General features: G+C 72.9%; 11 protein-coding genes. 5 read left to right on the forward strand and 6 right to left on the reverse strand.

From position 1 onward, the window contains the following. Positions 1 to 3: 3 nt before the first annotated feature. The 6 genes from OHT21_RS42585 to OHT21_RS42610 are packed head-to-tail and all read right to left on the reverse strand — an operon-like array spanning position 4 to position 5,467. Positions 4 to 1,875: an NADH-quinone oxidoreductase subunit 5 family protein gene (locus OHT21_RS42585; RefSeq protein WP_328773592.1), complete on the reverse strand. Its 1,872-nt coding sequence runs from the start codon at positions 1,873 to 1,875 to the stop codon at positions 4 to 6. Further along, positions 1,872 to 2,177 (reverse strand): NADH-quinone oxidoreductase subunit NuoK, encoded by a 306-nt coding sequence (locus OHT21_RS42590; protein ID WP_328773593.1) that lies wholly within the window; start codon positions 2,175 to 2,177, stop codon positions 1,872 to 1,874. The genes OHT21_RS42585 and OHT21_RS42590 overlap by 4 nt, the downstream gene beginning before the upstream one ends. Continuing rightward, positions 2,174 to 2,743 (reverse strand): NADH-quinone oxidoreductase subunit J, encoded by a 570-nt coding sequence (locus tag OHT21_RS42595; protein ID WP_328773594.1) that lies wholly within the window; start codon positions 2,741 to 2,743, stop codon positions 2,174 to 2,176. The genes OHT21_RS42590 and OHT21_RS42595 overlap by 4 nt, the downstream gene beginning before the upstream one ends. Positions 2,744 to 2,761: 18 nt before the next feature. After that, a complete protein-coding gene (locus OHT21_RS42600) occupies positions 2,762 to 3,691 on the reverse strand; it encodes an NADH-quinone oxidoreductase subunit H (RefSeq protein WP_328773595.1) in 930 nt (309 codons plus the stop codon). Continuing rightward, entirely contained in the window at positions 3,684 to 5,126 is a 1,443-nt protein-coding gene (locus OHT21_RS42605; protein ID WP_328773596.1) for a hypothetical protein, read from the reverse strand. The genes OHT21_RS42600 and OHT21_RS42605 overlap by 8 nt, the downstream gene beginning before the upstream one ends. Further along, positions 5,117 to 5,467 carry an NADH-quinone oxidoreductase subunit A gene (locus OHT21_RS42610; RefSeq protein ID WP_328773597.1) on the reverse strand — a complete coding sequence of 117 codons (351 nt, stop codon included), beginning with the start codon at positions 5,465 to 5,467 and terminating at the stop codon, positions 5,117 to 5,119. Before OHT21_RS42610 ends, OHT21_RS42605 begins: the two co-directional genes overlap by 10 nt. Positions 5,468 to 5,895: 428 nt before the next feature. Here OHT21_RS42610 and OHT21_RS42615 point away from each other — a divergent pair, with 428 nt between their 5' ends. The 5 genes from OHT21_RS42615 to hypF all read left to right on the forward strand — a co-directional run bounded on the left by OHT21_RS42615 (position 5,896) and on the right by hypF (position 12,322). Then, the gene (locus OHT21_RS42615; protein ID WP_328773598.1) at positions 5,896 to 6,363 is read left to right on the forward strand and encodes a phage holin family protein; all 468 of its coding nucleotides are present in this window, start codon (positions 5,896 to 5,898) and stop codon (positions 6,361 to 6,363) included. Between the two features lie 328 nt (positions 6,364 to 6,691). After that, positions 6,692 to 8,488 carry an enoyl-CoA hydratase-related protein gene (locus OHT21_RS42620; protein ID WP_328773599.1) on the forward strand — a complete coding sequence of 599 codons (1,797 nt, stop codon included), beginning with the start codon at positions 6,692 to 6,694 and terminating at the stop codon, positions 8,486 to 8,488. Then, positions 8,485 to 9,081 carry a hydrogenase maturation protease gene (locus tag OHT21_RS42625; protein ID WP_328773600.1) on the forward strand — a complete coding sequence of 199 codons (597 nt, stop codon included), beginning with the start codon at positions 8,485 to 8,487 and terminating at the stop codon, positions 9,079 to 9,081. Before OHT21_RS42620 ends, OHT21_RS42625 begins: the two co-directional genes overlap by 4 nt. A 101-nt stretch (positions 9,082 to 9,182) precedes the next feature. After that, complete coding sequence (gene hypB, locus OHT21_RS42630) at positions 9,183 to 9,962, forward strand: hydrogenase nickel incorporation protein HypB (RefSeq protein ID WP_328773601.1); 780 nt, start codon at positions 9,183 to 9,185, stop codon at positions 9,960 to 9,962. Continuing rightward, positions 9,959 to 12,322, forward strand: coding sequence for a carbamoyltransferase HypF (hypF, locus tag OHT21_RS42635; RefSeq protein ID WP_328773602.1), 2,364 nt, complete (start codon positions 9,959 to 9,961; stop codon positions 12,320 to 12,322). Before hypB ends, hypF begins: the two co-directional genes overlap by 4 nt. Positions 12,323 to 12,325: the final 3 nt, after the last annotated feature.

The raw sequence follows: 12,325 nt of genomic DNA on the forward strand, positions 1-12,325 counted from the left end.
GGACTACCTCACCAACAGCACGATCAGGGTCAGAACGGCGAAGCCGACGGCGGCCTGGGCGTAGTACTGGTGCAGCAGCCCGGTCTGCGGACGCCGCGCCCACCGGCCCAGTCTCCGGGCGCCGGCGGCCACCGCGCCGACGGCGGCGTCGATGCCGCCGTCGTCCAGCCGGCCGGCAAGCCGGGCCGTGACGATCCCGCCGCGGGCGGCCTGCCGTACGGCACCGTCGGCGACGCGGTCGTCGAAGACGGCCAGCGCCCGAGCCAGCCCCAGTACGGGCCGCACCACCACGGCGTGCGCGGCCCGCTCCAGATACAGCCACCCATGCGCCCACCGCACCACAGCTCCCGGCGCCGGCGCGGGGCGGGGCGCCCACCACCAGGCCAGGCCCGCGGCGGTGAGTGCGACACCGGCGGACAGGCCCAGCTCCCACGGCTTGGGGGACGGCTCGCCCGGGGCACCGACCAGCCGCTTCAGCCAGGACGCCGGTCCGGGCAGGGTCAGCACGCCCAGCACGGCCGCGGCGAGGGTGAGGGCGAGCAGCGGTGCCGGCGTCGTGCGGGCGGTGCGCCGGGTGCCGCTCTGCTCGGTGTCGTACCCGGCATCCGGATCGTCGGGCAGCGGCCGGGTGACGTACCAGACGGCCTTGATGCTGTAGACGGCGGCGACGGCGGCCGCCGCGAGCCCCACAGCGTACAGCGCGGTGCTCTCGGCACGTGCGGAGGCGAGGACTTCGTCCTTGGCCGCCCACAGCGACAGTGGCGGCAGCCCGGCCAGCGTCAGCGCTCCGGCGGTGAAGGTGGTGCCGACCAGAGGGTGGGTGCGGGCGGCGCCGCGCAGCGCGGGCAGCTGCTTGGTGCCGAGCGTGGTCAGCCAGGCTCCGGCGGCGAGGAACAGTCCCGATTTCGTGGCGGCGTGCGCGACGAGCTGGGTGGTGCCCGCGGCGACCCCGCTACTGCCGGCGGCCAGCACCATGAACCCGATCTGCCCCGAGGTGGACGCCGCGAGCAGCTGTTTCAGATCGCGCTGGGCGACGGCGACCACGCCGAGGGCGAGAGCGGTGACGGCGCCGGCCCAGGCGACCAGCGGACCGGCCCAGCCGGTGGCGGCCAGCAGCGGATGCAGGCGTAACAGCAGGTAGGCGCCCGCGGCGACCATGGTCGCCGAGTGCAGCAGCGCCGAGACGGAACTGGGTCCCTGCATGGCCCGCGACAGCCAGAAGGAGAACGGCAGCTGCGCCGACTTGCCCAGGGCGGCTACGACCACACCTGCGGTGATCAGGTGCAGCCACGGTGAGGTGGCGTGCGGCAGGGTGTCCAGGTTCAGGGAACCGGCGCCGCCGGCCATCGCCGCGCCGGCGGCCAGGTACAGGCCGAGGTCGGCGGTGCGGGTGGTGAGGAACGCGGTGTCCGCCGCGCGTACCCGCTCGGGCCGGTGCCACCAGTAGCCGATCAGTGCCCAACTGGTGGCGCCCATCACCTCCCAGGCCATCAGCAGCAGCGGCAGCGTGGTCGCCGTGACGGTGACCAGCATGGATCCGGCGAAGATCAGCATCAGCCCGAAGTACCGCCCCCGGTTCTCCTCGTGGGCGAACTCCCCCGCCGCGAAGGCCAGGACGGCGGCGGTGACCGCGGCCACGAGGGTCACCATCACCGCGGACAGTCCGTCCACTGCCAGGCCCGCCCGCATTCCGGCGAACAGCGGCGCACTCGTCTCGGGCCGGGTCACCGCGGCGGCGACGGCCACGCCGAGCGTCGCCACGGCCACCGTCACGCCGATGGGGGCAACCAGCCGGTTGTAGCGAGCGCCCGTCAGACCGAGGGCCGTTCCCGCGCCGAGGGGAAGGGCGATCAGCAGCCAGATCAACGCGCTCATCCCTTCAGGTCGCCGGCCATGTCGGTCATGTCGACCCGGCGGGCGCGGTAGATCGCGGTGGTGACGGCGAAGCCCATCGCCATCTCCACCGCCATCGCGACCACGGCCGCCACAATCACCACCTGGCCGCTTGGGGCCCCGGGGGCGAGGAAGTGCCAGAAGTCGGCGGCCGCGACGATGATGCCGCCGATCATCAGCTCGATCCCCATCATGATCATGACGATGGACTGCTGGGACAGCGCGCCGAACAGGCCGGTGCAGAACAGGCCCGCGGCCAGCACCAGGATCAGTTCGAACGTCATCGGCCCACTCCTCCGCCGGCCGGGTCCTTCGCGGGCCGCTGGTCCAGGTCGTCGCCGAATCGGTCGTAGCGGCCGCGGTGGGTGGCCAGCACGGTGGCGGCGACCATGGTGGCCAGCAGCACGAACCCGAGGGTGACCATGGTCAGCATCTGTTCGGCCATCAGCGCCCTGCCGACCTGGAAGGTCGTGTCCCGGGGCTGCAGTGCGGCGCTGTCCCGCCAGGGCACCAGGAAGATCCCGGCGACCAGCGCGGCGAAGACAACGCCGCTGATGACGAGCGCGCCGCGCTTGTTGTGCAGCATCGACATCGGCATCAGTCCGGCCGGGTTCATCATGTAGGCGATCATGAACACGGCCATGACCACCATCTCCATGACCATCATCAGCACGATGACCACGCCCAGATAGGGCAGGCCGAGGACGGTCGTGACGCCGCCGACGCACACCAGGGCCGCCAGCAGCGAGAAGGTGACCCGTGCCATCGAGTTCAGCGTGAACACCAGCACGCCGAAGACCAGGGCAAGTACTCCCAGAACCACCAGCAGCACGGTGTTGGTCGTGCCCATGACGCGGTTCCCTTCCTTCTATCGGTTGAGGTTGACCACGGCTGGAACCAGGACTTGCACGATCGTCAGCGGGATGAGCACCACCCAGGCGAACTCCACGTACCGGTCGGCTCGGATCATCGGCAGCCGCCGCAGCACCCACACCAGCAGACCGAGCACCAGCAGCGTTTTGACCAGCGACCACACCGAGGCCGGCAAGCCCGGCCCGGCGCCGCCGCCCAGGAAGAGCGGGACCGCCATGGCCGAGCCGGATGCCAGCCACAGCCACCGGCCGGCCTGCAGCAACAGCCGGTCCACGCCGGACGTCTCGCCCAGGACACCGCCGGCGAGGTCGCGGCCGACTGGATAGGCGAAGGGGCCCAGAAAGCTGAACGCCAGCACACCGGCCAGGTAGGCGGCGAAGGCGACCGGCATCCACACCGCGTACCACAGCCCGTGCTGCGCGGCGGCGATGTCGCCCACCCGCAGCGACTCCGCCCCGGTGGCGGTGGAGATCAGCGCGAACATCAGCGGCAGCTCATAGGCCAAGCCCTGGGCGAGAAACCGGTACCCGCCGATCAGGGAGAACGCGGCGTTGGGACCCCAGCCGGCCAGCCACAGCCCGGCCCAGGTCAGCACCTCCATGGCGTTGAACCACACCACCCCGACGGACAGGTCGGCGACCGCGTGGTTTCCGAACGGGATGACCAGCGTGGACAGCACGGCGGCCACCGGCACGGTGATGACACCGGTCCGCCACAGCAGCCGGTCCGGGGCGGGCATCCGCCGCGGCTGCGCCACCAGCGCCCGCGGCACACCGAGAAACGGCCGCACCGCGGTGGCGAGGCTGACCGGCCGTCCCGCGCTCCGGGCGTCCAGCACCGCGTCGCCGGCCACCGCCAGCACCGCAAAGCCGAGCAGCAGCCCCGGGGCGGCCAGCAGCGTCCACCACGCCCCCGCCTCAACCATGCGTCACCTCCAGCGTGCGGGCGGCCAGTTCGTCCGGATCGGGGTCGAGGCTGGCCACGATGAGGCGGGCCGCGGCCAGCTCGGCGCCTTCCAGCAGCCGGGGCAGCAGCCCGATCAGGGCGGACGACGGCGGGTGTTCGGCACTCCAGTGGCCACGCGGGCTCTCCTCCACCGCCACCTCGAGCGGAGACGACTCCTCCAGCCGTCGCAGGTCGTGCCCGATATCGGTGAGCCACTGCCGGTAGCGGTCGGTCACGTCCCCACCGGCCCGCGCTGCCGGACCACTCACTCCTGCCTCCCCCGCGTCCTGTGCCGTCACGACGCCGATGCCGCGAGTCAGCCAGGCCAAGGTGCGCGAGAAGCCGACCCTGCGGGTGAAGCGTTCCAGTCGAGGCGCAACCGCGGCGCGGGGCGCGCCGGAGAGCAGGTCGTCCCGCAGCCGCCGGGCCGACAGAACCTCGCTCGGCCAACCCGCCACGGCCAGCAGCCGGCCCAGGCTGTCCATGTGCGCTGCCATGCGCCTACGCACCGCCTCGCCCACGGGCACCGGATCCCCAGCAGCCGCCCGCAGCCAGGGCCGCACCCAGAAAGGCTCAGCCGCCGCGTCGGCAACGGGCGTCGCCGGTTCTTCGAGAGTGGCGTGCTGGACGACGTCGCCCTGCAATACCAGACGGATCGTCAGGCCCGTGGGCCAGTCGGTCAGTAACGCCCCCAACGGCACATGCAACTGGTCCAGCGTCAGGCCGTCGCGGTCCTCACCCTGCTCGGCCATCGGCAGCCCGGCCGGCATCTCCATCTCCCCGCCCCCGTGGCCGCCGTTGCTGCCGTGCCCCTCGTCGTCGCGGTGACCGTCGGCCTCTTGGCCATCGTGGGCGTCCCCACGGGCGCCCTGCTCTGCCTCCGGTCGATGGCCGGCATCATGCTGGTCGCGTCCACCGCTGTGCCCGCCGTGGGCGTCATCGGCCTGGTCGTCCGCGGTGCGCCTGCCGCTTGCCCTGTCCCTGCCGTGGTGGTCTCGCTGCGCGTGTCCGGGAGCGTCCTGGTCGCCCTCTTGATGTTCCTGCGTTCTCTGTTCCCCGTCCTGCTGTTCGCCTTCCTCAGGGGCTGCCTGCTCGTGCTGGACGGTCGGTGAGCGGAGTCGGGCCCGGCCGGCCTCCAGCGCGTCCTCCACCTCGTCAGCACTGCGGGCGTGCACCCGGGCGCGCGGCGCGGGCAGGTCCTGCCACAGCCGGTCCAGCGCCGCCTGCAGGCTCACGCAGTGGGGACCGGCGACAAGGAGGAGATCGGCCTGCGCCGGAGTGGAGACCTGCGGCCAGTCCCGCAGCCGCAGCAGCCGCTCGGCGGCCAGTCGTACCGCTGTCCCACGCGGCAGAGTCGCCAGCAGCACGCGCGGTCGTGCCGCGGTGCCGCGCAGCGCCGGCCCGGTCACGTCCATCGCAGAGCGCCCTCCCGCCAGGCATAGGCGATCCCGGCGAGCAGGATCCCGAGGAACAAGAACATCTCGATCACCGCGCTGGGCCCCATGGCGGAGATCACGCGCGTCCACGGGTACATGAAGACCATCTCCATGTCGAAGGCGAGAAAGAGCATCGTCACCGTGTACCAGCGCACATGGAACCGGCTTACCGCGTGCTCCACCGGCTCCGATCCCGATCCGAACGGCGTCGCGGACAGCGCTGCCGAACCGATCCGCCCCGCCCACGCCGACGCATAGACGCTCGCAACGGCGACCAGGGCCATACCGAGCAGAGACAGCGCCGCAGCGGTGCCGCTCATACGTTCTCACCGTCCAGGCCGACGACCGACCGGCCAGACCATGCCGGCAGAACCCTCCCTCCGCGCACCGCGTACACCGATGCCTCCTCGCCCAGGAACATCCTTGCCTCCTTACCGGCCTGTTTGAATCCATTGGGGTACCCCCCGGAGGCAGGCGCAATCCGGGGTAGCGCCCGGCTGCCGGTGCTCCAAGGGCACGGGCCATCAGCTCCGCGGCCGCCGCAGGTCGGCCGCCACCCGCTGACCCGGAGCGACGCAGCAGCGACCCGCACTGAAGCGACCCACATGGACTGGCCACCAGCAATCCAGGGAGCGCGCAATGATCAACGTGGTGATAGGGACGGCGCCGCGGGGGTACTGAGTGTGGTCCGGAGTCGACCACCGAAGGGCCGGCGGTGGATTCGTGGAACGGCAGGCAGGAGAGGGCGATGCACACGCGAGGTGATGATTCGGCGTCGGACGGCGGCCGCATGGGGGATGCCGCGGCCCGGCTGGCGGAGGACACCGCTGAACTGGCCCGACGGGAGGTCAGGGCGATGCAGGACGAGGCCGTGACCGCGCTCAGGAGGTTCGGAGCGGGCGGACTGTTGCTCGCGGGCGCCGGTACCTGCGGTGTGCTCGCCCTGTGGTCGGCGCACGAGGCGCTGCTGCGGGCTGCCGAGTCCGTTCTGCCGAGGGCAAAGACGTCGGTGGTGCTGACGGGTGCGTACGCTTCCGGGGCCGCGGCGTTCGGCATGGCGGCCCGCAACCGGATCCGTGCCGGGGCGCACGCCACCGCCGGGGCCATGGAGAAGGAGGCAGGGCAGCTGGAGCAGGAGCATGCACCGATGCGGAGCGAGCCCGTCGAGCGCGGTGGGGAGGACATCGGCCCCGGCGGATCGGACGCTGGTTCCTGAGGCGAGGGAACGACGTACCATCGACGGCGGTGAGGTCACCCCCGCGGGTGTGCGCGCCGTTCCGGTCCTCGGCGGCCGGCGTAAAGCGGGCCGTCCGCGCCGACAGCGAGGGATAGGGCTCCGCCGAGATGCGGGCCGAACACGCCGTGCGGCGCCGGCTCGACGCGATCGCCCGTGCCATGCCGGCGGCCATCCGGGCCAGCCACAACGACGACGCGTTCGACGACCAGCGCGATTCGATCCGGATGGAGGAAGAGACTGACGGCTGCGGGCGAAACGCCGCCACGGTCCTTCGCACCCCGGGCGGAAGCGGCGAGCATGCCGCGTCATGGACATCCTGCTCGTCGCCAGCACCTTCAACAGTCTCTCCCAGCGCGTGTACGCCGAACTGTCGGAGCACGGCCACCGGGTGGACGTTGTCCTCGCCGCGTACGGTGCCGACGAGGTCCGCGCCGCTGTACGGGAACTGCGCCCGGAGCTGATCATCGCGCCGATGCTGAAGACGGCCCTGCCAGAAGACGTGTGGCGGGAGAACACCTGTCTCATCGTGCACCCGGGACCGCCCGGCGACCGCGGGCCGTCGTCCTTGGACTGGGCGATCGCCGAGGAGGTGCCGCGCTGGGGCGTGACGGTCCTGCAGGCCGAGGCGGCGATGGACGCGGGGGCCGTCTGGGCGGCGGTGCCGTTCTCGGTGCCGCCGGTGGGCAAGAGCGACCTGTACCGCAACGAGGCCTCCGACGCCGCCGTTGCCGCCGTGCGGCAGGCTGTGCAGCGGTACGCCGACGGCTCGTTCAAACCGCGGCCGCAGAGCGATCCCTCGGTCCGCGTGGTGTGGCGGGACTTCTTCCGCCAGGAGCGGCGGCGCATCGACTGGGAGGGCGACAGTACCGAAACCGTGCTGCGTAAACTCCGCGGGGCCGACTCGCAGCCGGGAGTGCTGGACGAACTCCTGGGCCGTGAGGTGTTCCTGCACGGCGGGCATCCGGAGGACCGGCTGCGCGGCCGTCCCGGCGACCTGCTCGCGACGCGGGCCGGAGCCGTGTGCCGGGCCACCCGGGACGGCGCGGTCTGGATCCCCGAAATCCGACCGCGCAAGAGCTCGGGCGACCCGGCGCCCTTCCGGCGCCCGGCGGCCTCAGTGCTGGCCTCGCTGTCGGATCCGTCGGCCCACCGTTTCCCTGGCCCGGTCGGCAGCGGTCTTTCGGGCGGTCGCCTGCCGTGCCCCACGGGTCCTCCCCTGAGGCTTCCGGACATGCCGGCCCCGCTCGAGCTACCCCTCGACCGCCGCACCTGGGCGGACATCCGCTACCGGCAGCTCGGCAACGTCGGCCTGCTGAGGTTCTCCTTCCCCAGCGGTGCCATGAGCACCGGCCAGTGCCGCAGGCTGCTCGCCGCCTACCGGTATGCGCTCTCCCGCCCGACCTCGGTGCTGGTCCTCGGCGGTACCCGTGACTTCTTCTCCAACGGCATCCACCTGAACGTCATCGAGGCGGCCGCCGACCCGGCCGGGGAGTCCTGGACCAACCTGAACGCGATGGACGACCTGGTCGAGGCGGTGCTGCGCACCACCGACCGGTTGGTCGTGGCGGCGCTCGGTGGCAACGCGGCGGCGGGCGGCGTCATGCTCGCCCTCGCCGCCGACGAGGTGTGGTGCCGTACGGGCGCCGTCCTCAACCCGCACTACCGGCGGATGGGCCTGTACGGGGCGGAGTTCTGGACGTACACCCTGCCGCGCCGCGTCGGAGCGGAGACGGCCGAGCGGCTGGTGACCGAGGCGCTGCCGGTGAGTGCCGCCGCGGCCGTCGGCATGGGGCTGGTGGACCGCCTGGTGCCGGTCGCGGCACAGGAGTTCGCGGCCGAGGTGGAGCGTGTGGCCGTGGCACTCGCCGATGCCCCGGACCTGGCAGAGCGGGTCGCGGCCAAGGCCCAGGCACGGGAGCGGGACGAGGCCATCCGGCCGCTCGCACAGTACCGGCAGGCCGAACTGGCCCGCATGCACACCATCTTCTTCGACCCGCAAGCCCCCTACCACGCCCTGCGCTCCGCCTTCGTACGGAAGACGCCGAGCGGCTCTGCCCGGCCGCTCGCCCCTGTCGGCGAGCCCGCCGCCGGGAGCGTCCGGTGACTGAGCCCCGCACGCGTCTGCTGGTGGCGGGCGTCGGCAACATCTTCCTCGCGGACGACGCCTTCGGCCCCGAGGTGATCCGCGCCCTCGATCGGCGCCCGCTGCCGCCCCAGGTGCGGGTGCGGGACTTCGGCATCCGCGGCCTCGACCTGGCCTACGAACTGCTGGACGGCTACGCCACCGCGGTTCTCGTCGACGCCGCGCCGCGCGGTCACCGCCCGGGCACCCTGTCCCTGATCGAACCCGATCTGCCGGAGGCCACGCCTGCCACCACCCCGCCGGAGGCCCACGGCATGGACCCGGCCAAGGTGCTGTCCCTGGCCGCGCACCTGGGCCACGGCACGCTGCCGCGCGTCCTCGTGCTCGCCTGCGAGCCGCAGGTGCTGCCGCGCGGCGACGAGGATATCGTCCCGGGGTTGAGCACACCGGTGCGGGAGGCGGTCGTCCGGGCCGTGACGGCCCTGCACACGATCGTGCCGGTCCTGCTCGCCGACCCTGCCGCCACCCAGCCGTTGGACCGCCCGGAGGAATCCGCGGACGCGTCCGCGGCCGGTCTCCCGCATCCGGTACCCGGCGGCGTCGAGTATCGATAGCGGGCCGGGCCCTGTCGCCCACCGCGCGGATCCGCAGCGGACCGGACTCGGTCGTCCCCCCGTCCCGATTCGTTTCCAGCCGATCACGAGGAGCAGTACGCATGTGCCAGTCCGCCGACGTCACCCGGGCCGTGCTGGCGAAGAATGACGGCCTGGCCGCCGACCTGCGGGGCGAACTTGCCCGGCAGAGCGTGACCTTGGTCAACCTGCTGTCCAGCCCCGGCAGCGGCAAGACGGAGCTGCTCGGACAGGTGCTGGCCCGGGCGGTGGAACGGCGCGTCCCCGTGGCGGCGCTCACCGCGGACCTGGCGACGGAGAACGACGCGCGGCGGCTCGCCCGCGCGGGAGCGCCGGTGAAACAGCTGCTGACCGACGGACTGTGTCATCTGGAGGCCCGGCAGGTCCGCCGCCATCTCGACGGCTGGCTGCCCGAGGCCACCGCTGTGCTGTTCGTGGAGAACGTCGGCAATCTGGTCTGCCCGGCGTCCTACGACCTCGGCGAAACCCTGCGGATCGTGCTCATGGCAGTGACCGAGGGCGAGGACAAACCGCTGAAGTACCCCACCGCCTTCGGCTCCGCCCACCTGGTGGTCCTCACCAAGACCGACCTGGCCGAGGCCGCCGGTTTCGACGCTGCGGCCTTCCGAGCCCATGTGCGGCAGGTCAACCCCGGAGTGGAGGTCGTACGCTCCTGCGCCCGCACAGGTGACGGTGTCGACACCGTCCTGGAACGAGTCCTCGCCGTGCGCGACGGCGACCCCGCGCACCGGCCTCCACTCGCCCCGCATCCCTACGGCCACGTCCACGAGCCCGAGGACGGCCCCGCATCCCCGGACGAGCCGCATCCACACCCGCACGCCGTGGCCGGCCCCGCCTCGTGACCGCCCCCACCACCGAGGGCGTGCGGCGCCGTATCACCGTGCGCGGCACGGTGCAGGGCGTGGGCTTCCGCCCCTACGTGCACCGCCTGGCCTCCGACCTCGCGCTCGCCGGATTCGTGAGCAACACCCCGAACGGTGTGCTGATCGAAGTGGAGGGCCCGCCGGAGGGCGTCGAACGATTCTGCGACCGGCTTGCCCAGGAGCCTCCCCCGCTGGCCGCCGTGACCGGCATCGCCGTTGAGTCCGTCCCCGCCACGGGCACCGGCGCCCCCTTCACGATCCGGCCCTCGGAGCAGTCCCCGGGACGCACGCTGCTCCCGCCCGACACCGCGACCTGCGCCGATTGCCTGCGGGAGCTGAGCGATCCGGCGGACCGCCGTCACCGGCACCCGTTCGTCACCTGCACCCACTGCGGGCCCCGCTTCACCATCGCCACGGGAATGCCGTACGACCGGGTGGCCACGACCATGGCGGACTTCCCGATGTGCGCCGCGTGTGCCACGGAGTACGGCGATCCCGGCGACCGGCGCTTCCACGCCCAACCCGCGGCCTGCCCCGACTGCGGACCCCGGCTGTGTCTGGTGCCCGCGGCCGGGAGCGACCTGCATCCCGCCAAGGACGCGGACGCACTGACGGCGGCCAGGGCCCTGCTGGCCTCGGGGCGGATCGTCGCCGTCAAGGGCATCGGCGGCTACCACCTGGCCTGCGACGCCACCGACGACCGGGCCGTCGCCGTGCTGCGCACCCGCAAGAAGCGAGGTGGCCAGCCGTTCGCGGTCATGTGTGCCGACCTGGCCACGGTCGAGCGGATCGCCCTGCTCTCCGGCGCTGAACGGGCGGCCCTCACCAGCCCCCGGCGGCCCATCGTCCTACTGCGCCGCCGCACACCGGAAGGGACCGTCGGGCTCGCTCGCGGAGTGTGCGAAGGCAGCCCGCACCTCGGCGTGATGCTGCCCTACACCCCCGTACACACCCTGCTGTTCGGTCTCCCCGGCGACCCACCGGGCCCCCGTGCTCTGGTCATGACCAGCGGCAACCGCTCCGGGGAACCCATCGTCACGGACGACGACGAGGCGCTCACCCGCCTGGCCGGGCTGGCCGACGCCTGGCTCGTCCACGACCGGGCCATCGCCTCGCCGTGCGACGACTCGCTGGTGCGCGTGCGGCCCGACGGCACCGAGCAGGTACTGCGCCGCTCCCGCGGCTACGTGCCCCGCCCGCTGCGCCTCCCGGTCGCGGTGCGTCCCGCGCTGGCCGTGGGGGGCGACCTGAAGAACGTCCCCTGCCTGGGTGAGGGAGACCAGGCCTGGTTCGGCCCGCACATCGGTGACATGGGCGACCTGGCCACCCTGGAGGCCGCCGGGCGGGCGGACCGGCGGATGCGTCGTCTTACCGGCGTGACGCCCCGACTCGTCGCCGCCGACCGGCACCCGGGCTACCACTCGGCCCGGTGGGCCCGCGACCTCGCCACCGCCTCGCCGGGGCAAAGGCCCTTCCTCGTCCAGCACCATCACGCGCACATCGCCTCGGCGATGGCGGAGCACGGCCTCGACGGCACGGCGCCCGTGATCGGCGTCGCGTTCGACGGCACGGGTTACGGCGACGACGGCACGATCTGGGGCGGCGAGGTCCTGCTCGCCGACTACGCCGGCTACCGGCGCTTCGCCCACCTGACCCCCGCCCCGCTGCCCGGCGGAGACGCGGGTGTGACCAACCCCTGCCGCATGGCGCTGGCGCGGCTGTGGGACGCAGGCCTGCCGTGGGAGGCGGACCTGCCCAGCGTCGCGGCTTGCACCTCCGTGGAACTCTCCGTGCTGGAGAGGCAGTTGACACGCGGGCTGGCGTCCGTGCCGACGTCCAGCATGGGACGGCTCTTCGACGCCGTATCCTCCCTCGTCGGCCTCTGCCACCGGGCGGGATACGAGGCGCAGGCCGCGCTGGAACTTCAGGCCGCCGCGGCCGTCGCCTGGGACGCGGACAGGGCGGCGTACGACTTCGGCGTCACCGGCGCAGACGGCACGCCCGGCACCCCATTGCGGTGCGACCCCGCTCCGGTGCTGCGGGTGCTCGTCGCCGATCTGCGACGCGGTACCCCGGCCCCCGTGCTCGCGGCCCGCTTCCACCGCGGCGTCGCACGGGCCGTCGTGCAGATCTGCCGACATGCGCGCCGGGCCACCGGCCTGACCACCGTCGCCCTGACCGGCGGTGTCTTCGCCAACGCGCTGTTGGAGGAGGAGTGCACGGCGCTGTTGGCCCGGGACGGCTTCGCGGTACTGCGCCACGGCGAAGTCCCCCCGAACGACGGCGGGTTGTCCCTCGGCCAACTGGTGGTCGCGGCGCACGAACGACTAGAGGAGTGACCC

Source organism: Streptomyces sp. NBC_00286 (assembly GCF_036173125.1).
Classification (GTDB): domain Bacteria; phylum Actinomycetota; class Actinomycetes; order Streptomycetales; family Streptomycetaceae; genus Streptomyces.